The organism is Aquicoccus sp. SU-CL01552 (genome assembly GCF_040365005.1).
GTDB lineage: Bacteria > Pseudomonadota > Alphaproteobacteria > Rhodobacterales > Rhodobacteraceae > Antarcticimicrobium.
Genome location: NZ_BAABWV010000022.1, coordinates 1 through 20,369, shown reverse-complemented (window position 1 = coordinate 20,369; position 20,369 = coordinate 1). Strand labels below are relative to the sequence as shown.

Annotated in this window: 17 protein-coding genes; 4 read left to right on the top strand and 13 right to left on the bottom strand. The window is 63.6% G+C overall.

Annotated elements, in window-relative coordinates; genetic code table 11:
- Position 1: 1 nt before the first annotated feature.
- Together ABWV23_RS20155 and ABWV23_RS20150 are read right to left on the bottom strand one after the other, a co-directional pair.
- Positions 2-433 carry a tripartite tricarboxylate transporter TctB family protein gene (locus ABWV23_RS20155; RefSeq protein WP_353351075.1) on the bottom strand — a complete coding sequence of 144 codons (432 nt, stop codon included), beginning with the start codon at positions 431-433 and terminating at the stop codon, positions 2-4.
- Positions 434-557: 124 nt separating this feature from the next.
- Entirely contained in the window at positions 558-1,535 is a 978-nt protein-coding gene (locus ABWV23_RS20150; protein WP_353351073.1) for a Bug family tripartite tricarboxylate transporter substrate binding protein, read from the bottom strand.
- 156 nt (positions 1,536-1,691) lie between these two features.
- Between ABWV23_RS20150 and ABWV23_RS20145 the strand changes: the two genes are divergently transcribed.
- From ABWV23_RS20145 to ABWV23_RS20135, 3 genes are read left to right on the top strand one after another with little or no spacing between them, the layout of a single operon-like run.
- Positions 1,692-2,375 (top strand): response regulator transcription factor, encoded by a 684-nt coding sequence (locus ABWV23_RS20145; RefSeq protein ID WP_353351071.1) that lies wholly within the window; start codon positions 1,692-1,694, stop codon positions 2,373-2,375.
- Entirely contained in the window at positions 2,368-3,744 is a 1,377-nt protein-coding gene (locus tag ABWV23_RS20140) for a sensor histidine kinase N-terminal domain-containing protein (protein ID WP_353351069.1), read from the top strand. Before ABWV23_RS20145 ends, ABWV23_RS20140 begins: the two co-directional genes overlap by 8 nt.
- Positions 3,741-4,778: an ABC transporter substrate-binding protein gene (locus ABWV23_RS20135; protein ID WP_353351067.1), complete on the top strand. Its 1,038-nt coding sequence runs from the start codon at positions 3,741-3,743 to the stop codon at positions 4,776-4,778. Before ABWV23_RS20140 ends, ABWV23_RS20135 begins: the two co-directional genes overlap by 4 nt.
- A gap of 195 nt (positions 4,779-4,973) precedes the next feature.
- Here the strand turns inward: ABWV23_RS20135 and ABWV23_RS20130 are convergent, their stop codons facing one another.
- The 9 genes from ABWV23_RS20130 to ABWV23_RS20090 all read right to left on the bottom strand — a co-directional run bounded on the left by ABWV23_RS20130 (position 4,974) and on the right by ABWV23_RS20090 (position 17,007).
- Positions 4,974-5,657 carry a GntR family transcriptional regulator gene (locus ABWV23_RS20130; RefSeq protein ID WP_353351065.1) on the bottom strand — a complete coding sequence of 228 codons (684 nt, stop codon included), beginning with the start codon at positions 5,655-5,657 and terminating at the stop codon, positions 4,974-4,976.
- Positions 5,658-5,723: 66 nt separating this feature from the next.
- Complete coding sequence (locus ABWV23_RS20125) at positions 5,724-7,163, bottom strand: amidase family protein (protein ID WP_353351063.1); 1,440 nt, start codon at positions 7,161-7,163, stop codon at positions 5,724-5,726.
- 15 nt (positions 7,164-7,178) lie between these two features.
- Positions 7,179-8,783, bottom strand: coding sequence for a gamma-glutamyltransferase (locus ABWV23_RS20120; protein WP_353351061.1), 1,605 nt, complete (start codon positions 8,781-8,783; stop codon positions 7,179-7,181).
- Between the two features lie 16 nt (positions 8,784-8,799).
- Positions 8,800-10,197, bottom strand: a complete 1,398-nt coding sequence (locus ABWV23_RS20115; protein ID WP_353351059.1) for an amidase family protein — start codon at positions 10,195-10,197, stop codon at positions 8,800-8,802.
- A 24-nt stretch (positions 10,198-10,221) separates the two neighbouring features.
- Positions 10,222-11,748, bottom strand: coding sequence for a M81 family metallopeptidase (locus ABWV23_RS20110; protein ID WP_353351057.1), 1,527 nt, complete (start codon positions 11,746-11,748; stop codon positions 10,222-10,224).
- A 17-nt stretch (positions 11,749-11,765) separates the two neighbouring features.
- On the bottom strand, positions 11,766-13,406 hold the full coding sequence (locus ABWV23_RS20105) for a dipeptide ABC transporter ATP-binding protein (RefSeq protein WP_353351055.1): 1,641 nt from the start codon (positions 13,404-13,406) through the stop codon (positions 11,766-11,768).
- Between the two features lie 38 nt (positions 13,407-13,444).
- Entirely contained in the window at positions 13,445-14,356 is a 912-nt protein-coding gene (locus ABWV23_RS20100) for an ABC transporter permease (protein WP_353351053.1), read from the bottom strand.
- Positions 14,357-14,471: 115 nt separating this feature from the next.
- The gene (locus ABWV23_RS20095) at positions 14,472-15,413 is read right to left on the bottom strand and encodes an ABC transporter permease (protein WP_353351051.1); all 942 of its coding nucleotides are present in this window, start codon (positions 15,411-15,413) and stop codon (positions 14,472-14,474) included.
- Positions 15,414-15,420: 7 nt separating this feature from the next.
- Positions 15,421-17,007, bottom strand: a complete 1,587-nt coding sequence (locus ABWV23_RS20090; RefSeq protein WP_353351049.1) for an ABC transporter substrate-binding protein — start codon at positions 17,005-17,007, stop codon at positions 15,421-15,423.
- Here ABWV23_RS20090 and ABWV23_RS20085 point away from each other — a divergent pair.
- Complete coding sequence (locus ABWV23_RS20085) at positions 17,006-17,335, top strand: hypothetical protein (protein ID WP_353351047.1); 330 nt, start codon at positions 17,006-17,008, stop codon at positions 17,333-17,335. The two genes, ABWV23_RS20090 and ABWV23_RS20085, sit on opposite strands and share 2 nt — an antisense overlap.
- A 32-nt stretch (positions 17,336-17,367) precedes the next feature.
- Here the strand turns inward: ABWV23_RS20085 and ABWV23_RS20080 are convergent, their stop codons facing one another.
- Together ABWV23_RS20080 and ABWV23_RS20075 are read right to left on the bottom strand one after the other, a co-directional pair.
- Positions 17,368-18,705, bottom strand: coding sequence for an aspartate aminotransferase family protein (locus tag ABWV23_RS20080; protein ID WP_353351045.1), 1,338 nt, complete (start codon positions 18,703-18,705; stop codon positions 17,368-17,370).
- Between the two features lie 24 nt (positions 18,706-18,729).
- Positions 18,730-19,728, bottom strand: a complete 999-nt coding sequence (locus tag ABWV23_RS20075; protein ID WP_353351043.1) for a phosphotransferase — start codon at positions 19,726-19,728, stop codon at positions 18,730-18,732.
- Positions 19,729-20,369: the final 641 nt, after the last annotated feature.

The following is a 20,369-nucleotide window of genomic DNA, read 5'->3' as shown; positions in this document are numbered from 1 at the left end:
CTCAGAACCCCCACGGCCCACGCGCAAGGGACAGCCCGAGCACGAGGTGAAAGATGACATAGATGCCGACCGAGGTGCCGATGCCGGTCAGGACGGATTCGATCACCGAGGAGCCGAGACGCCAGGCCAGGTAGGTGGCGGCAAAGGCGGTGGCCAGGACGAATCCCGCCACCGGCAGCAGCTCGGCATAGAGGATCAGGACGACGACGACGGCGCCGATCTCGACCAGCCGTCCGAGCGCCGGCCATTGCGGCCCGGCGTCGGGGCGCAGGGCGATCACGGCCGAGGACAGGCCGAGAACCACGGCAACGATGATGGGAAAGGCCTTGGGACCGACGGCATCGGAGAGAAAGCTCTCCTCGATATACAACGCCGAGACCGCGAAGCCGATGGCGAGGAAAATGCCGAAGATCCCGAAGATGCGATCACTCATTGGGATCTCCAGTTCGGGACGTCAGGGGTGTCATGAAAGGGGCGCGCGCCGCCCAAGGGGACAGGCGGCGCGCGTCGGATGGCGGCAGGGAGGCGCCGCCACCCGGTCAGCGCGCCGGGCGCGCCTACTTGATGATTCCGATGTCGCGGGAGATCGACTGGATCTGCGCCACGGAGTCGGACACGAAGGACTGGAAGGCCGCTCCCTGGAGGTCAAGCGGGGCAAGGCCGTTGGCCGCCATCACCTGTTTCCACGCGTCCGAAGCGTAGAGTTCCGAGATCTTGGCGACCCAGGCGTCATAGGCTGCGTCCGACATGCCGCCCGGCGCGTAAAATCCGCGCCAGTTGGCGCCGATGGCGTCGATACCCTGTTCCCGGGCGGTGGGCATGTCGGCGAATTCGCCGCCAAGCCGCTCTGGCGCCAGCACCGCGATCACCTTGATATCGCCGCTGTCGACGAAGCCCTTGGCCTCGGAGATGTCACCGGTAAAGGCCTGCACCGACCCGGCCAGCAGCTGGGTCACGGCCTCGCCGCCACCGTCAAAGGCGATGTACTTGACCGAGCGCACGTCCTCGATGCCATAGGCGTTGGCGGCGATCAGCACCTTGAGGTGATCCCAGCCCCCCACCGCCGAACCGCCGGCGACGGAGACCGAGGTCGGGTCGGTCTTGATCTGGTCGAGCAGCGCGGGAAGGCTGTCGATTTCGGAGGTGGCCGCCACGGCGATCACGCCGTAGTCCGCCCCGATCGAGGCCAACCAGCGCACCTGGTCCATGGTGTTGCCCGGATAGGCGCCCTGCGCCAGCCGGGTCGCGGTCGCCGAGGACGCCGCGACGATCAGGTCGTTGTCGTCGCCGCGCTTGTTCACCACCTCGGCAAAGGCCACGCCACCGCCGCCCCCGGCGAGGTTCACGACCTGCATGGTCTTTTCGATGATGCCGAGGTCCTGCATCGACTTGCCGACCTGGCGACAGGTGAAGTCCCAGCCGCCGCCCGGGTTGGCGGGGGCGATGCATTCGGGGTTTTCCTGTGCCGTCGCCGCGATTGTGGACAGAGACAGCAAGGCGGCGGCGAGCGCACCGCGGGTTGCGACGAATTTCATGTGTTCCTCCTTGGGTGTGTCCGGCGCTCCCCTGCGCCGACATCGGTCCCCGCGCGGCATGAGGCCGAGGCCCCTTTCCTGCGGGTTCCGAATGTGTAACCAATGTTCCTGTCACGAACCTGTCAGAAACTCCGAAACCGGTGGGAAGGACGGCACATGCGCATCCTGATGGTCGAGGACGCGGCGGATCTGGCCGAGGGGGTGATCGCCCATCTCGGGCGCGCCGGCCTCACCTGCGATCTTGCCGCGACCATCGAGGCGGCGCACGATTGCCGCGCGGTGCAGAGCTATGACGCGATCATCCTGGACATCAACCTGCCGGATGGTTCGGGCCTGTCGCTGTTGCGGGGGATCCGCGCCGCCGGCGACCGCACGCCGGTTCTGATGCTGACCGCGCTGGCCTCGGTCGATGACCGGATCGAGGCGCTGGACCAGGGCGCGGACGACTACCTGGGCAAGCCGTTTGACCAGCGCGAACTCGAGGCGCGGCTGCGGGCGCTGGTGCGGCGCGATGCCGCCCGCAAGGACGAAACCATCACCCTCGGGTCGTTGACCTATGTGCTGAAGGACCGAAGCGCGGCGCTCGGGGCACATCCGCTCAGCCTCACGCGTCGTGAGGCCACGCTGCTGGATGCGCTGATGCGCCACCGGGGGCAATACCTGTCGAAGACGCGGCTTTACGATATGCTCTACGGGTTCGACGATGCCGATGTCGGGGTCAATGCGATCGAGTTGTATATTGCCCGGCTGCGCAAGAAGCTGGCCAGCAGCGACGTGACCATCACCACGCAGCGCGGCGTCGGCTATCGGATCGGCCAGAGTGGCGACCGGGATGGCTGAACCGCGCGCCCTTGCCACCCGGGTGCTGGTCGCGGTGCTGGCGATCCTGCTGCTGGGCGGCGTCCTGGTGGCCGGATCGACCTGGTGGAACGGGCGCAAGGCGGCGCAGCAGGCCTATGACCGGATCCTGCTGGGCGCGGCGACCCACATCGCCGAGTCGATCCGGATCCAGGACGGCAAACCGCTGGTAAACCTGCCGGTATCGGCGTTCGAACTCCTCGCGCAGGCGCCTGACGATCGCGTTTATTACGCGGTTCACGGCCCGGACGGCGCCTTTGTCACCGGGCTGGACACGCAAGCCCGGATCGCCCCTGGCTCCAACCGCCGGGACGGCTTTTTCGACGCGGCGCTGAACGGCGAGGCCGCCCGTTTCGTCAAGGTCGACCGCCGGTTCGCCGAACGCGATTTCTCCGGCACGATCGAGGTGATCGTCGGACAGACCACGCGGGCCCGGACGGCGATGACCCGCAACCTTGTCCTTGACGCGCTGGTGCCGATGGCGGTCGCGGGGGCGACGCTGCTGCTGATCGCCTGGGTGGTGGTCCGCAGGGCGCTGCGCCCGCTGGAGGCGGTCACCGAGGATCTGGCCCGACGCGACCCCTATGACCTCACCGCGATTCCGACAGAACGCCTGCCGCGGGAATTCCAGGTCATGCTGGGGGCCATGAACCGTTTCATGGCGCGCCTCGAGGGACAGGTCGACGCGATGCGCACCCTCATCTCGGACACGGCGCACCAGTTGCGCACGCCGGTGGCCGCGATCCGCATCCAGGCCGAGAGCGCCGCGACCGAACCCGACGCCGATGTCAGGTCCCATGCCCTGGACCGCCTGCTGGTGCGGACAAGGTCGTTGGGCACGCTTCTGGACCAGCTTCTGAGCCGCGCCCTTGTCGTGCACCGGAGCGACAGCGCACCGCGTGTCCCGGTGGACCTGCGGGATGTCGCGCTCGACATCCTGGAGCGCGACGACCACGCGGTTCTGGCACCCGGGATGCGGCTCAAGCTGGAAATCGGGGACCAGCCGGTCCTGGTCCGCGCCGACGCCTTTTCGCTTGGCGAGGCCGCGCGCAACCTGCTTGGCAACGCCTTGAAACACGGCAGATCGCCGGTCTTCATCGGCGCCGAACGGCGGGGGCAGGACGCGATCCTTTGGGTACGCGACAGCGGGTCCGGTCCCGACCCTTCGGTGACCGCCCGACTAGGCGAGAGGTTCAACCGGACCGCCGGATCGGGCGAGACCAACGCCGGGATCGGGCTGTCGATCGTGAAAGCGGTCGCGACGGCCTTTGGCGGCACGGTGGCGTTGAGCCGCGACGCGCAGGGGTTTCAGATCGCGCTGGTCCTGCCCGCAGCGGAGGATCTGTCATGAGGTGTTTCGCCTGGCTGCTCGCCCTTGTCGCCCTTGCCTCCGGCCCGCTTTCGGCGCAGGAGGCCACCGGCCGGTTCGGAACCGGGGCAACCCGGCTCCTCGTGCGGTCGACCACCGATATCGCGATCATCGGCCCCCTCATCGACCGCTTTGCCGCGCGGCACCCGGACCTGGCCATCACCTACGAGCAATGGGGATCCAACGCCCTGTTCGCCCGCGCCCGGGCGGACTGCCGAGGCGAGGGGCAACCGGCCGATGCGATCCTGTCCTCGGCGGTGCAACAGATGGTCTGGCTGGTGAATGCGGCCTGCGCGGTTCCGCACCGTTCCCCTGCCACGCTGGCGCTGCCCACGACCCGCCGTTGGCGCGACGAACTGTGGGGGGTGACGATGGAGCCGGCGGTGATCGCCTATAACAAGGCCGCGTTCACCGGCAAGGCGGTGCCGCGCGACCGTTTTGCCCTGCTGGATGCCCTGCGCAGCGACCCGGACCTGTTTCGCCGGCGGATCGCCACCTATGATATCGCCGCCTCCGGCCTGGGGTTCCTCTTTGCCTTCAGCGACAGTCTCGAGGCTTCGACCTTTGGCGCGCTCCTGGAAAGCTTCGCGCGGGTCGATGCCATCGCGACATGCTGCTCCGCCGAGATCATCGAGGGGGTTGCCGAGGGCCGGTTCGTCGTCGCCTACAACGTGCTCGGCTCTTACGTCACCAGCGCGGCGCGCCCTGAGGTCGGCATGATTCTGCCCGAGGATTACACCCTGACCCTGTCGCGCGCCTACATGATCCCGACCGGTGCCGCCCAGGCAACCGCATCTGCCGCGCTGCTGGATTTCCTGCTCTCGGCCGAGGCGCAGGCGCTGTTGGGCCAGGCTGGCCTGGTCACTGCGATGGACCCTGTCGAAACCGGATTGCCACCCAGCGCGCGCCGACCCATCGCGCTGTCGCCGGCGCTGCTTGTCGCGCTCGACGCCAACCGCCGCACGCAACTCCTAGACTCCTGGGAAAACACGTTCCGGTCCGGTACCGCGCCCTGAAGCAATGCCCCATCCCGGCGTCATCAACAAAGCAGGGCCGAAACACAACCCGCACATCCGATCACACGACCAAGCCGGAGCCCCCGAAGAACAAGTCGCTTTGATGTCCCATGTGAAATGACGACGGACAGGAACATGGAGGGCTTTTTCTCCGCCGTTCTCAATCGGCAAGGTCGGCGGCAAATGCGACTGTGGTTATGTTGCTGCGGCCTGCCCCGCGAGCCAATCCATCAGCCGCCGTCCTTCGTTTTCATCATGCAGCCAAGCCTCCTGCGCGGCGCGTTCGGCATCACCATCCAGCAGCGCGTTCATCAGTGGTTCATGTTGCGCGATAATATCATCAGGACCGGTGGCAATATGGGTGTTCGACGTGGCGATGAACAACCGGACCTGAAATTCTACCACACGATATTGCGCGGCCAGCAGTTGATGCCCGCTGGCGGCCAGGATCCGACGATGAAGCTCGAAATCAGCCTCGATAATCGCGGGCAGGTTGTTGGCATGGCAGGCCGCGATCAATTGGTCATGCGCGGCAGTCAGATCGGCTCTGATTTCCGGCTCCTTGCGCGCTGCGGCCAACCGCGCAGCCAGGCTTTCCAGCGCACCGCGCAATGTCCAGAGCTCCCAGACGTCCTTTCCCGTGAGTGATGCGACCTCCCATCCGGTGTAGGGGATCTGTCGGACGATCCCTTCGGAATTGAGCCGATGCAGCGCCATGCGCACAGTTGATCGCGCCACCCCCAGGCGATCGGCCAACGAAATTTCCGTCAGCCGCTCACCAGGAGAGATCTCTCCTGACAGGAGGTAGTCGCGCAATGTGTCGGTCACGATCATCTCGGTGGACTTCCGCGTGACAGACGGAAGATTCTCAAAGGCCATGGGCGTCTCCTCCCCGCTTGCCGGCGCAAGACCGTAGAGCCATCCGATCTCGGGCACAAGTTCCGTTCAGGGCAGCATGGCGATGGGGCACGGAGGCATTCGCGCCTCGATCGCCTCGGCTGCGTCAAGGCACACATCCTCTCGGAACTTGCCCGACACGATTTGCACCCCCACCGGTGTGCCATTCGCTGTGAACCCGGTATTAAGCGTCAGCGACGGCAGGCCCGTGACGGGCAGGCCGAGCATCGGGGCCTGGGCGCGCCAGACACGAGCGTAGTCCTCGGGGCTTTTCAGATCCAGATCATCCTCGAACGGCAACTCGGCGCAGGGCGGCAACAAAACGACCGGGTAGCGTGCAATGAATTGCATCCAGGCCCGCACGATACCCAAGCGGGTGATGAACGCTTCGGACAGATCCTGCGGGCCAAGCGCCTCGACGAACTCGCGTTGACCGGCCAGCGCAGCGATTGCGCCCGGATCACCTTCGGCTTGTGCCGCAGCGACCTGACCATCGTAATTGTCGCCCATCCATAGAACGATCTGCACCTTCACGGCCTCGTTGATCGGCGGCAGATCCTCTAGTTCCTCGACGACCCAGCCGGCCTCTACCAAACGTGCGGCCGCCTCCCTCAGCGCGACCTCGATTTCGGGTGCGGTGTCCATCCCGTCGGGGCGAATGCACAATGCGGCACGTTTCGGCACGTCCGGGCCATTGAACGGCATCGCCACATGCAAGGCGTCGCGAACATCCGGGCGCATCATCGCCTGCAATGCCAGACGAAGATCCCCGACATGACGCGCCAGCGGACCGGACACCGCCATCATCTGTGGCCCGATCGGGCGATCCTTGCCGCTGGCATTCCAGGCCGCCACGCGCCCGATTGTCGGACGCAAACCGTGCACGCCGCAGGCATAGGCCGGGTAACGCACCGAACCGGCAATATCGGTGCCATGTGCGATGGCCCCGATCCCGGCCGCCACCGACGCACCGGCACCGCCGGACGATCCACCCGGCGTGAGCCCCTTGCCGCGCGGATTGACCGTGCGCCCGTGAAGGAGGTTCGAGGTGAACCACCGATAGCTGAAGGCGGGTGTGTTGGTTCGCCCCAGCGGTACGGCGCCGGCATCGATAAGGTTCTGCACGACCGGGTTGTTCGTCTCGGCAACCAGATCCTTCTGTGCGTTCAGCCCGTTGGTGGTGGGAAACCCAGCCTGATCGACATTGACCTTGGTTGTGATCGGCACCCCCGCGAGAGGCCCCATGTCACGGCCTGCAGCAAGACCATCGTCCACGGCCTGTGCTGCCGCGATCACCGTTTCGGGGCGGTAATCGACCACCGCGTTCAGCGCCGGGTTCACCGCGCTCAGACGATCCATTGCCGCGCGGGCGACGTCGAGTGCCGAAATCTCGCCCCCCGAGACGAGTGCCGCGATACGACTTGCACTCAGGCTCCAGAGCGCATCGCTCTCGGCGGAGGAAACAGAGGGGAGGGAAACTTTGGTCATTTTTGTCTCGCTTGATCAATCTTCGGGAAACAGGCGCTCGCCTTCGGAAACGGCTTCGGCCCAAGGGTGCCACGGCTCTGCCGCACCATAATTCATCCCCTGCTTGCGACGGACGCCGCACAAGGTGGTGTAATGGTTGGGATGGTCGATCCGATCGGCCAAGACGACCGGATAGCATTCAGCCAGGCGGCTCAGCAGGTCCGCGCCAAAACGCGGATCCGCAACCAGGACGGGCGGCGCCGACAGATCGAAGCGCGGGGCGGCGATGGCACAATCCAGTTCGACATCGAAATCGGCGATCCGGGCCAGGGCCTGGAACACGGCGGGCAGGATCTTGCGTCCGCCAGACCCACCAAAAGCGACGACATCATCCTCGCCAGTCAGCATGACGGGCGAATAATTCGCCAACGCCTTGCGGGCCGGCGAGATAGCGTTGATCTTTCCGGGGCGCGGATCGAACCAGTTCACCCCGTTGTTGAGCAAGATCCCCGTGGAAGGCGACACAACACCCGATCCGAACAGCGACAGCAGCGTCTGGGTCAGGGAGACCGTCATACCCTCGGAATCGACCACGCTGAAATGCGTCGTGCAACTTGGCAGCGTGCGCTCGGCACCATCGCCCAATTCCGCAAAGCGGTGCTCCCACGATGCGGCCATTGCCGAGGCATAGGCCATGATATCATCCGGTGAGACCATCGGGCCGGCGGGGCGGTGATCGCGATTGCACAACCGCATGGCAAGCGCGACGCTAACCCCACCATTGAGGTCCGGCACGTAATGCAACTCGTATCCGCGATAGGGTTCGCTGCGCGCCGGAGCCTCGACAACCTCGAACCCGGCCATGTCTTCGGCACTCAGGTAGCCGCCCAGATCCTGCACGTCGCGGGTCAAATCCTGTGCCAGATCTGACAGATAAAGCGCATCAGGTCCTTCCTGCGCAATCCGGGCCAGTGTCGCTGACAGGTTCGGGGAGCAAAGCCGGGCAACCTCTCCGGTCACGGCAGCAGGCGAAACAGGCGGATAGCCGTCCGGCAGAAACCAGGCCGCACAGGCCTCGTTGCGCTGCAACCGCGCCATCTCCTGCGCGACCCACTGTGTCACGTGGTGATCCACCACCAGCCCGTCCGAAGCCAGGTCTACAGCAGGTGCAACAAGATCGGCCCAAGGCATCCGCCCGAAGCGGGCATGGGCCGCGCCCAGACCGCGAACCAGGCCGGGAATGCAGATGGATCGCGCGCCCACCACATTGCGGTCTTCCAGCACGTTCGGCCAGCCGAACAGATCGCCATCCTTACCCTCGACCAACGGAAAATCAGCAGGGTTCAGGCCAGCAGGCGATCGTGCGCCTGCGTCAATCGACGACACCGGCCCGTCATGCGGACGAACCAGCATCGCACCAACCCCGCCAATCCCGTTCATCCAGGGTTCCAGAACCCCCAGCGCGAAGGAGGTCGCCACAGCGGCATCCACCGCGTTGCCGCCCGCACGCAGCACCTCCGCGCCGACATGCGCGGCGTGGCGGTTCTGGGCGGCAACTATGCCCCCGCGTCCCTTCACGGCGGGTTTTTCCAGCACCCTCGCGCGCGAGACGTTGGGAGAGCGAATATCGGTGAGGGTCATGGTTTGCACTTTCGTTTCAAGCAAGAATCGGGTCGATCGGCATCGCGGGCACCCCGCCCGCCTCGATCGCCTCCCCTGCCGCCAGACATAGATCCTCGCGCATTCGGGTGGCCACGATCTGCACCCCCACGGGAGACGTGCCCGCCATGCCGGTGGACACGGTCATCGACGGCACCCCGATCGCGGGCAGGCCGGCCATGAAATGCTGGTTGTCATAGATGAATTCGTAGCCCTCGGTCAGATCAGCATCCGCCGCCAGTGGCAGTTTCGAACTGACCGGCAACAAGAGAACCGGAAAGCGTTCGAGGAAGGCGAGCCATTCGCGCACCAGATTTGCACGCCGCGTCAGCGTGTCGGAATAGCGCGCCAGATCGACCGGGCCGACCTTGGCCACGGCCCCCCGCATCGCCGCCATGGCCCCCGGATCGCCCTCGGCGACGGCTTCGGCGATCTTCTGCTCCGGGGCATCTGCCACCCACAGGACATGCATGATCATGCTCGCCTCCTTGAGCGGCGGGATCTGGTCCAGCTCGATCACTGTCCACCCCGCGTCGCGCAGACGTTCGGCACTGTCCACCATCGCCGCCTCGACCTCGGGCGCAATCTCGATCCCTTCGGGGCGTAGGCACATCGCCGCGAGTTTCGGGTTGTAGCCTGCGGCCACGGGGGCCTCGAAACACCAAGGATCACGCATGTCGCGGCCAGCCATCGCATGGAACCCCAGGCGAACGTCGTTGACCGTGCGCGCCAGCGGCCCCTGGACCGACATGATCTGGAACCCGATGGTGCGATCCGGGCCGCTCTCGTTGCAGGTGGGCACGCGTCCCAGACCCGGGCGCAGGCCATGAATGCCGCAGGCATAGGCCGGATAGCGCACCGATCCGCCGATGTCGTTGCCATGCCCGATGCAGCCGATCCCTGAAACCGTGGCCGCGGCCGCCCCGCCCGACGACCCCCCAGGCCCCAATGCCGGATCGCGCGGGTTCTTCGTCGGTCCGAACAGCTGGTTGTCGGTGAAATAGCGGCAGCTAAAGGCCGGCGTGTTGGTGCGACCCAGCAACGTGGCGCCCGCCCGCAGGAACCCGTCCACCACCGGATTGTTTTCCGAAGCGATCAGGTTCGCCTTGGACTTCAGCCCGTTGCTGGTGGCGAAACCGGCCTGATCGATATTGATCTTGATCGTCACCGGCACCCCGGCCAGCGGGCCCATCGGCTTGCCCGCAGCGATGGCGGCATCGGTTGCCTCGGCCTGGGCGATCACCTCGTCGGGGCGGAAATCGACCACCGCGTTGATCGACGGGTTTACTGCATCCAGGCGCGCCAGCGCGTCTTTTGCCACCTCGGTGGCGGACACCTGTTTCAGGCGGACAAGATTGGCGATGGTCGTGGCGGAATGGCGCCAGAGATTGGACATGATCGTTTCCTCGGATGATGATGATCAGCAGATTGGTTCGGACGCCTTGCCCGACACCTCGGCAAAGGTCGGGCCGCAGGGGCGCATCCGCATCGCATCGGGCAGGTTCGTCCAGGTCCAATCGGTGGCGAGCATCGCCATCGGCCCGGGCGCGACGGCGGTCAGTATCTTCGCGGCGATTGGCCGGAAATCGGCACGGAAATGGATCGCGCTCTTCACCACCAGAATCTTTGTCCGGGTCGGTTCGATCCCGACATACCGGAACATCTCCTGATCGGCGAGCTGCGCCTTGTGCGAGGCGATGACGATCCGCACACCGCCCACGCGCAGGCAGGCGCTGGGGCCGAGATCCATGGAGTTTTCGCCGTAATAAGGCCCTTTCGTGCGCAGATTTCCATCCGACAGACGCTCCACCACAGCCTCCAGTTCCACCGGCGCGTCGCCGGGTTGGGTGCGCCCGCCCAGCGCAACATGGACGGTCGCGCCCTCGCCTGCCGCATGGGCGGCTGCAACCGCCGCAGGGTCAACGATCAAGCCGATGGCGGCATCGGGCACATCCGCCGCGATCAACGCCCGCAGAAGGCCCGTCGTGTCGGAGTTTCCGCCCGCGCCGGGATTGTCCTGCGCATCGGCGATGACGATGGGCGCCATGCCCTGCGCGTTCAGCGCCAAGGCCTCGGCGACGGCTCCTTCGGCATCGAAAAGCGGCCCTTCGAAGGCGGCCTCGGCGGCCAGGACTTCGGCCTCCATCGTTTCAGCAGCTGCGATTGCCTCACGCTCTGTCGCCCCATAGGCCCAGACGACCGGGCTGCATTCGGCAAAGTCAGCAGCGGCAAAGCCCATGGTGAAGTTCAGCGCCGGCACGCCGGTTTCCGCCTCGATCGATTCCAGGCGTTCATAGAGCCCCTTGGCCGGCTGATCATCGGTCGATTGCCAGCAGATCGGCAACAGGAACGGCAGGCGCCGCGCTGCCATCGCGAAGGGTTTTCCAACGGCCAGGCGGGACTCGAGCACGGCAAGCGCACGGGCCCCCGTCGCGGCCATGTCGACGTGCGGATAGGTGCGGAAGGCGACCAGCGCATCCGCCGCCTCAAGCATTCGCGCGGTGACATTGGCATGCAGGTCGAGACTCACCACGATCGGAAGGTCACCCACTTTCGCCCGCAGACGGCTCAGCAACGCGCCTTCCCCATCATCGACATGTTCCGCGACCATCGCGCCGTGCAGATCCAGGTAGATCGCGTCGGCGGGCAACGCCGCCATGATGCCGTCAATGATCTCGGTCGTGATCCTTTCATACGTCTCTTGTGCCACGGGGCCCGAGGGACAGGCCGCGCACCACAGGACCGGCACGATTTCATGCCCGGCCGTGCGCGCGGCTTTGACAAAGCCTGCAGCCGGCACATTGGCCGTGGGCACCAGCGCGTCGAACACGTCGGTGCCCCTGCACAGGCCGGGGAAACCGCCGCCATGGGCGAAGGCCGCATCATCAGCCTTGTCGGGGGCAAAGGTGTTTGTCTCGTGCTGGAAACCTGCAAAGACGATACGCATGATCTTTCCTTTATTGATCAGACGGCCCTGGAGGGTCGGAAATTCTGAAAATCCCAGCCTGGCGCGGGGGCTGCCGCGATCAAGGCTTGGGTATAGGGGTGCTGCGGGGCGGAGAGGACATCGGCGGCCGTTCCCGCCTCCACGACCTGACCGCGTTGCATCACCACGATCGAGTTGCAGATCTGCGCCGCCACGCGCAGATCGTGGGTGATAAAGAGAACGGCGATGCCGGTGCGTTTGCGGATTGTCTCGAACAGTTCCAGCACCTGGGCCTGGACCGACACGTCGAGTGCCGAGACGGCCTCATCAGCAATCAGCAAATCCGGCTGCATCACCAAGGCGCGTGCAATCGCGATCCGCTGTCGCTGACCTCCGGAAAACTGGTGCGGGTAGCGGCCCATCACACTTGCGGGAAGCCCGACCAGTTCCAGGGTTTCGGCAGCCTTCGCATAGGCCTCGGTGTCGGCCATGCCATAGTTGACCAACCCCTCCATCAGTGACTGCGCAATGGTGCGACGCGGATTGAGTGAGCGATAGGGATCCTGGAAAATGTACTGTACCGTCTTGCGCACGGCTTTCAGGTTCTTGGTGCTCGCGATGTCACTCCCATTGACCAGAACAGCGCCTGCCGACGGATCGGCCAGACGGATCACGCAGCGCGCCACGGTGGATTTTCCGGACCCGGATTCCCCGATGATACCCGTGATTTCACCCTTGCGGACGGTGAAGTTCACCTCATTCGCCGCGTGGACCAGATTGCCCCCCTTGCCAAACCCCTTCTTGCCGTAGGTCTTCGAAAGTCCCACGACATCCAGCACCTTCGGCGTTTTCTCGACCGGGCCGCAGCGCGGGATCAAACTGGGCACGGAAGAGACCAGCATCCGCGTGTAATCGTCGGCCGGATCGGACAAAATCTTGTCGCAACTGCCGGTTTCGACCAAGTCGCCCCGGTTCATAACCACGATGCGATCCGCTATTTCCGACACCACGCCGAAATCGTGGGTGACGAAGACGACCGCTGTGCGTTCCTCTTGCTGCAGCTCACGGATCAAACGCAGGATCTGCTTTTGCGTGGTCACGTCGAGCGCGGTGGTGGGTTCATCGGCCAGCAACAGACGTGGGCGCAGGATCAGAGCCATGGCGATCACGATACGCTGGCGCTGGCCGCCAGACAGCTGGTGCGGATAAGAGCGATAGATCCGCTGAACATCCGGTAAATGCACCCGTTCGAGCATGTCGAGGACGCTCTTCTTGCGTTCTGCTGACGACATCTTTCTGTGCAGGCGCAGAACCTCGTCAATCTGCTCACCCACCCGTTGCACGGGATTGAGCGCAGTCATCGGCTCCTGGAATACCATCGCCACACCTGCGGCGCGCAATTCACGCATTCGGGCGGCGCTGGCGCGGGTGATATCCTCGCCATCCAGCAGAATGCGCCCGCCGGTGACGGCCAAGCTACCCTTTGGCAACAGGCCCATCACCGCCATCGAGGTCACCGATTTTCCCGAACCGGATTCCCCCACAATGCAAACGGTTTCTCCCTCCATCACGTGGAAATTCACGTCGCGCACAATCGACTTTTCGCCAGCGGGCACCAGATCGACGCGCAGATCCTCAACCGAGAGCACGACCTTGGGAGCGGAAGCGATATCAGTCATGTCTGAGTTTCCTTCGGAATCTGTTGAATTGGTCATGTTCAAAGCCGTTTCGCCATGCGCGGATCCAGTTGGTCCCGAAGCACGTCGCCGAGCATGTTCACGCTAAGAACGGTCAGCGACACCATCACGCCCGGGTAGAGGATCAGTTCAGGTTTAAGCAGGAAATAGACCCGCCCTTCGGCCATCATGTTGCCCCATGAAGGCGTTTCGGGCGGGATGCCGGCGCCAAGGAAGCTCAGGATCGATTCCGTCATGATGGCGGACGCGAAGATATAGGTCCCCTGCACCAACAACGGCGCCAACGTGTTGGGCAACAGGTGGCGCCAGACCATCGCCCACATGCTGGTGCCGAGACAGGTGGCAGCCTCCACATAGGGTTCGGTGCGCACCCCCAGAATGACGGCCCGCACCATGCGGGCAACGCGGGGGATTTCCGGCACGGCGATCGCGATCAGCACGGTGGTCAGCGTCGCACCCGAAATCGCCACCAGCGCGATCGCCAGCAGGATACCGGGGATCGCCATCAACCCGTCCATGAAACGCATGACAATCAGGTCCGCCCAACGGAAATAGCCCGTGAGCACTCCGAAGAAGATGCCGAGCAGAACAGAAATGACAACCGCCCCTGCCCCCACGGCCAGCGAAATGCGCGCGCCATAGGCAATACGGGAGTATACATCCCGCCCGTAGCTGTCGGTTCCCAAGAAATGCGCAAGCGAACTGCCTTGCAAACGCTCTCCCGGAGCAATCTGCACCGGATCCTGCGTGCCCAGCCAAGGCGCCAGTAGCGCCATCGCTACGATAACCACCACGACGATCAGGGAAATGCGTGCAGCCCAGGTAGAGAATACTGCCCGCAGCGTGGCTACCGTACCGGTCTCGGGCACGGTTGTCATTTCGGGCAGATCCTGCGCGGTGGTAGAAGGCTCGGTCAAGGTCTTTGTAGTCATGTCTTTTGTCACCCTGCCTATCTCGTTCATTGTGTTTGCGCCGGGACGCACCCGGCCAGTCTCCGTTCGCGAAGTGCGGTCGCGCAGGTCGACAACCCGCGCGACCGAGGCACCGCTAGTAGCGGATGCGCGGATCGAACAGGCTGTAGAGCAGGTCGACCACCAGGTTGATGAAAACGTAGATTGTCGAGAACAACAGGATCACCGACTGGATCACCGTGTAGTCCCGCGCCAATACCGCTTCCAGCACCAGCCGCCCGAGACCGGGAATGTTGAACACCGATTCCGTCACCACCACACCGCCGATCAGCATCGCGATGCTAACACCGATGATGGTGATGATCGGCACCGCCGCATTCCCCAATGCATGGCCCATCAGAACGCCGCCTTCGGTCAGGCCCTTGGCCCGAGCGGTGCGGATGTAATCCTCGTTCATCACCTCGATCACATTGGTGCGCACGATGCGTGCGATCAGCGCGATATAGGGAAAGCTGAGCGACACGGCAGGCAGCACCAGCCGGACCGCGAATTCACCGAACCCGTCCGACAGCGGCTTGTACCCCTGTACCGGGAACCACCCCAAAATACGCGCGAAGATCAGGATCATCGTGTAGCCGATGATGAAGACCGGAACCGAGAACCCCAGAACCGAGCCCGCCATCACGAGGCGATCCAGCCACTTGCCCTGTTGCCAGGCGGCGATCACGCCCAGCGGAATCGCCACAACGACCGCGATGATCAAGGTAACGATGCTCAACGACAGGGTCGGACCAAAGCGGTCCATGATCAGGTGAGTCACCGGCTGGCCCGAAACCAGCGAAACGCCGAAATCGCCGCTGAGGATCTGACCCAGCCAGACAAACAGCTGGGTCAGAAGGGGCTCGTTCAGGCCCATTGCATCGCGGAGCGCTGCGAGTTGATCGGGGGTCGCATTGGGCCCCGCGATCATGACCGCGGGATCCCCCGGTGACAGGCGCAGCACAAGGAAGACGATGATCGCCACCATGAACAACACCGGCACCGCCGAGAGAAACCGCTTGAGAATGAAGACCCCCATTAGTCGATCACTCTGACTTTGACAGGTTCCAGAAGACCGGAGCTTCTGCATCGACACCCAACGTGATCGCGCTGGACGCGACGGTGACCGAAGAGAACTCGCCCATCGGGACCATCACACCGTTATCCTTGACCAGCTTGTCGATCTTGAGCGCGATCGCCTTGGCTTCTTCCGGGTCCGCCACGCTTGCAAAATCGGCGCGGGCCTGTTCGATTTCCGGCACGTCCGGCCAGCCGAACCATGCGGAATCGCCCCCTGCGGCCACACCGATGAAACCGATTGGATCATCCACGTCGGGCAGCACGTTGGTGGTGGAGAACATGTTCCACCCACCATCGGCGATCGTCGCCTTCGACCCGCGACGCGCGACGACGCTGGCCCAATCCATGGATACCATGTCGACAGCGAAGCCCGCATCGCGCAGTTGCTGGGCAATGACCGGGCCCTGCGGCGTCAGGTTGGCAAGGTCTGTCGCGTGCATCAGCAGGATCGGAGTGCCGTCATAACCTTGCTCTTCGAGGATCTTCTTCGCGGCCTCGGGATGCGGCTGGACGATTTCATCGGCCAGGTAGTCGCTGGCATAGGCGCTCCCGCAGCCAAGGACTGCCGGGCAGGTATTGCCGTATTCCGAACCCGCCCCAACCTGAGCATCCAGCATCGACTGCTGACCCAGCGCCAGCATCACGGCCCTACGCATCTCTGGATTATCGAACGGCGGCAGGGTGTGGTTCATCCGAGCCAGGTTCTGGCTGCCCTGTTTGGCAAAGATCTTCAGCTGGAAGTCAGAGTTACCCTCGACCAGCGGCAGCAAGTCATGGGGCAGCTGTTCGATGAAGTCGATCTCTCCAGCCATCAACGCGTTTGCGGCGGTCATGGGATCCGGCATCGAGGTCCAGACGACCTCGTCGACCAGAACCTCCTTGGCCCCGGCCAAGCCGCTCGAGGGTTCATCGCGCGGAACATAGCCGTCGAACTTCTCGAAGGTGGCGCTGACGCCAGGCTGATAGGCATCCGCCACGAACTTGAACGGACCCGATCCGATGGTGGACGTGATCGGTTCGCTGACCGGGGTTGACGCCACGGCTTTCGGCATCATGAACGGTGCGATCCCGGACGGCTTGCTGAGCGCGGTCAGCACCACGGCGGTCGGCTCCGAAAAGGTCATGGTAAAGGTCTTGTCGTCCACCACGGACATTTCGGTCATCAGCGACGCCATGACCTGGCCGGTCTTGTCGACCTGATCCCAACGCGCGATGCTGGCGATGCAATCCTCGGCGGTGACCGGGGTGCCATCGTGCCACATCAGGCCATCACGCAGAGTGAATGTATAGGTCATCCCGTCGTCCGAGACCGTCCAATCCGCCATTTGGGGCTTGATGTTGCCATCGGCATCACGTGCCAGAAGCGTGTCATAAACCATGTAGGCATAGTTGCGCAGGATGTAGGCCGTGGAGATCGCCGGATCGAGTGCGCGCAGGGGGGCGTGCATCACGGCGGTGACAGTGGTTTCGGCAAATGCGGTGGTGCTGGTCGTCGCACCAATCGCGAGCGAGAGCAGTACCGCTTTCGTGAAGCGGGAACCAAGGGGGCTCATGAACATAGTAATTCTCCGGATGCTGGCTGTTTGCGGTCTTGCCGATTGTCAACAATCGTCCATGCAAGCTAGCCAGCGATCCTTTCGTCCTGCAACAGCGTTGGTTGAGAGCCTTGGATGGAAACGCTCAGAGAAGAACCGTCAGCGCTCCCTTTATTTTATCAATACTTTTCAGTGTCTTGAAAAAACATCTAGCGACACAAGACCGTTTCAAACCGGCTTGAACGAACGACCCCTCCTCCGAAAAAAAAGTGTCATCGGAGGCAAGATGAAGCTGCCGTGCCGCAAAATCGTGCAAAAAAACCGCCAGACAAGCTGGCGGTTTTGAAATCGGGCTTTAGAGACTCGGCAGAAACGATCTCACTCCGAGGCAAGGACGGCCTCCAAATCGTGAAGAAGCCAGTCCACATCCGCTTCGGAGAAGACCAGCGGCGGGCGGATCTTGAGCACATTGGCATCCGGCCCGGTGGCCGAGATCAGCACACGGCGTTCCCGAAGCGCATTGACGACCCGCGTGGCCTCAACGGCGTCAGGAATCTTTGCCTCCCGATCCGAGACCATTTCGACCCCGATATAGAGCCCGGCACCGCGCACATCGCCGATTTTGTCAAAGCGTGGAGCCATTTGTCGAATAGCACTGCGAATCTGTTCGCCACGCAGACGTGAATTTTCCTGCAGCCCCTCGTCACGCAGAACGTCAAAGGTGGCATGGGCCGCCGCTATCGCCACGCCATTGCCGCCAAATGTGTTGAAATAGCGTGTATCACGACCGAATTCCGCAACGACATCATGCTTCAAAGCCACGGCAGCCACCGGGTATCCATTGCCCATCGGCTTGCCCATGGTGACGATATCGGGATCCAGGCCATGGCGCTGAAAGCCCCACATCTTGTCGCCGGACCGCCCGAAGCCGCTCTGCACCTCGTCGGCGATGAACAGGCCACCCGCAGCGCGCACGGCCTCGGCCACCGGCCCCAGAACCTCGGGGTTGCCATAAACCCCATCCGACGAGAACAGCGAATCCGCGATGAACGCGGCCAAGCCGTCGCCCTGTCGGGCCAGTTCGGCCGCCGTCGCGGTGACCTCGGCCGCCATGCGCCGGCCCAGTTCGGCCGGATCGTGGCGATAGCTGTCGGGCGCATTCACCCGACGCACCCAAGTCCCCAGCGGCGAAGATGTCCCCAGAGACGGCGAATAACCAGCCGTCAGATAGGAATTCCCATGATAGGCCTCACGCGTCACGATGATGCCCTGCCTGCCCGTCTTGTGCATCGCGATCCGGGTCGCCAGATCGTTGGCCTCCGATCCTGTACACGTAAACATGATGTGCCCGCTCTCACCGATCGTGCCGCCGAAGGTCGGAAGGATCTGTTCGGCGAAATCAAGAATGCCGTCCTGAATGTAGCGGGTATGGGTGCACAGCGTGGACATCTGCCTGTGCACGGCCTCGACCACGCGGGGATGGGCATGGCCGACCGACACCACGTTGTTGTAGGCATCCAGATATTCCTGCCCCTGCCGATCAAAAAGCCGCGTCCCCCGGCCCTCGCTGACCTGAACCGGGGTCTGATAAAACAACCGATATGCCGGGCCAAGCAATCGGATACGGCGTTCGATAGCGGCCTGTTCTTCCGGCGCGAGGGCGGCAAGGCTTGCCGGATCGAAGGCATTGACCATCTTTCCGCGTTGCTGGGTCATAAGGGATACTCCTAGGATAGGATGTCAGAAAAGCAGATCGGAAACCTGCTCGGGACTGCGCGCCAGGAACCAGTCAAGCTGTGCCCAGCCCTGATCCGTGTTGCGCAGGATATAGGTCGCATTCTCGGGCAACAGCGCCGCACGCCAGATCGACAGCAGCGCCCGCGCGATCACGCGCCCCATGACCATGTGCGGGATCAGACGCAGCTCCTCCTCCGTCAGATCGGCAAAGGTCAAATAGCCGCGCAGCAGATCGCGCCCCTCGGAAAAGAGGTCTCCATCGCGCCCCCGCGCGGCTGCATCACGCGGCAACTGGTTGAGCAATGCCGTCGACACATCCACTGCAACCGCCGTATGCACCGCATCACCGAAGTCGATGATGCCGGTCACGAAATCGGGCCGGGCATGATCGACGATCAGATTGGAACGGCTGAAATCATTGTGCAGAACTTGGCGGCGCAACGCGTCGACCCGCGGCATCAGGGGCAGGAACCGATCCAGCCCCGCTTGCAGCGCTGCGCGTTGGAGGGGGTCGGCGACATATTCCATCAGTTCCGTCAGGCCGGCCAGGTGGCGCACATCCCAGGCAACGACCCGATGTGCGCCGGGATGCGAAAAATCGGCCATTGCCAAACGCAGCCGCGCCAGGACCTCTCCGATCCGCTCCCGCTCAGCCGCGCTGCTGTCGGTGGTATCCAGCACCGTGCCGGGCAGATAGGTAATCAAGCGCGCAAGACGCGTCTGGCCCTCCGGGTCGATCATCTCACTGATCAAATCGCCCGACAGATCCGGAAACACGCATGGAACCGGAAGGTCCGCGCTGTCTGCCAGATGCCCGATCAGCGCAACCTGCATATCCAGTTCGGTGCGGTCTTCATCGGCATTTCCGATCTTCAGCACATAGGCTGCGCCGTCCGCCGTAGTGATCCGGAACGTATCGTCCTTTTCGGTCGCAAAGCGCCTGATGCCGCCCGACAGCCCATAGTGGCGCAATGCCAGATCGGCAGCCACCTCGTCGCTCATGGGGGTGAAGCAGGTGGCAAGCGCCCCGAACTCCATCGCATCGCCCGTCTCAACCTGCACGCCATTTCTCCGATGAATCAACCGCCACGCCTAGACCGTCCGTCATGAAATCTCCCCTTCGCAACGGTTGCATCCATCGACGGTTAAGTCGATTGTCAACAATTGTCAATTTAGAAGGGAACGACGGACGTGGACGCCCGAACCGGGTGCTGAATGACAAACTCCCCTGAAAAGTCCGCGGTTTGAAGTTGGCCTCTTTCCCAAACACAAGGACAAGGTCTCGTTGTCCCCGCCCTTCAAGCCGTCAAAATACACGATCCTGATCGTCTCTTCCGCCGAACACTGCTTGCGCGTCGCGCGGTGGATGTCCTTGGCAATCTTCTCACCGAGGCTCTGCTTGGCGCGCCCAACACCTCGACCACGGCCTTAGGGGGGCGCCGACGGAACCGCTTACGACCGTCGGAGAGTTCATTGACGTGCTTGAGCTTCATCATCACCATAGCCGTGCCCTCGAAGTGTCCCGAGTTTGTCTCGGGAGGGGCGCTAGGTGCCTAGTATCCTTGGAAAACAGGCCTTCAAGAGAAGGTAATGGTGCACCTAGAGCGAGAAACTTCGAACCCGCTTTTTCGTGTGACCTGCCC

Bases quoted from the DNA above. Each gene is read 5' to 3' on its own strand.
- ABWV23_RS20090 (WP_353351049.1), bottom strand. From the start codon at position 17,007: ATGAGCCCCCTTGGTTCCCGCTTCACGAAAGCGGTACTGCTCTCGCTC.
- ABWV23_RS20135 (WP_353351067.1), top strand. From the start codon at position 3,741: ATGAGGTGTTTCGCCTGGCTGCTCGCCCTTGTCGCCCTTGCCTCCGGC.
- ABWV23_RS20100 (WP_353351053.1), bottom strand. From the start codon at position 14,356: ATGACTACAAAGACCTTGACCGAGCCTTCTACCACCGCGCAGGATCTG.
- ABWV23_RS20095 (WP_353351051.1), bottom strand. From the start codon at position 15,413: ATGGGGGTCTTCATTCTCAAGCGGTTTCTCTCGGCGGTGCCGGTGTTG.
- ABWV23_RS20110 (WP_353351057.1), bottom strand. From the start codon at position 11,748: ATGCGTATCGTCTTTGCAGGTTTCCAGCACGAGACAAACACCTTTGCC.
- ABWV23_RS20145 (WP_353351071.1), top strand. From the start codon at position 1,692: ATGCGCATCCTGATGGTCGAGGACGCGGCGGATCTGGCCGAGGGGGTG.
- ABWV23_RS20085 (WP_353351047.1), top strand. From the start codon at position 17,006: ATGAACATAGTAATTCTCCGGATGCTGGCTGTTTGCGGTCTTGCCGAT.
- ABWV23_RS20105 (WP_353351055.1), bottom strand. From the start codon at position 13,406: ATGACTGATATCGCTTCCGCTCCCAAGGTCGTGCTCTCGGTTGAGGAT.
- ABWV23_RS20080 (WP_353351045.1), bottom strand. From the start codon at position 18,705: ATGACCCAGCAACGCGGAAAGATGGTCAATGCCTTCGATCCGGCAAGC.
- ABWV23_RS20120 (WP_353351061.1), bottom strand. From the start codon at position 8,783: ATGACCCTCACCGATATTCGCTCTCCCAACGTCTCGCGCGCGAGGGTG.
- ABWV23_RS20155 (WP_353351075.1), bottom strand. From the start codon at position 433: ATGAGTGATCGCATCTTCGGGATCTTCGGCATTTTCCTCGCCATCGGC.
- ABWV23_RS20150 (WP_353351073.1), bottom strand. From the start codon at position 1,535: ATGAAATTCGTCGCAACCCGCGGTGCGCTCGCCGCCGCCTTGCTGTCT.
- ABWV23_RS20140 (WP_353351069.1), top strand. From the start codon at position 2,368: ATGGCTGAACCGCGCGCCCTTGCCACCCGGGTGCTGGTCGCGGTGCTG.
- ABWV23_RS20130 (WP_353351065.1), bottom strand. From the start codon at position 5,657: ATGGCCTTTGAGAATCTTCCGTCTGTCACGCGGAAGTCCACCGAGATG.
- ABWV23_RS20075 (WP_353351043.1), bottom strand. From the start codon at position 19,728: ATGAGCGACGAGGTGGCTGCCGATCTGGCATTGCGCCACTATGGGCTG.
- ABWV23_RS20125 (WP_353351063.1), bottom strand. From the start codon at position 7,163: ATGACCAAAGTTTCCCTCCCCTCTGTTTCCTCCGCCGAGAGCGATGCG.
- ABWV23_RS20115 (WP_353351059.1), bottom strand. From the start codon at position 10,197: ATGTCCAATCTCTGGCGCCATTCCGCCACGACCATCGCCAATCTTGTC.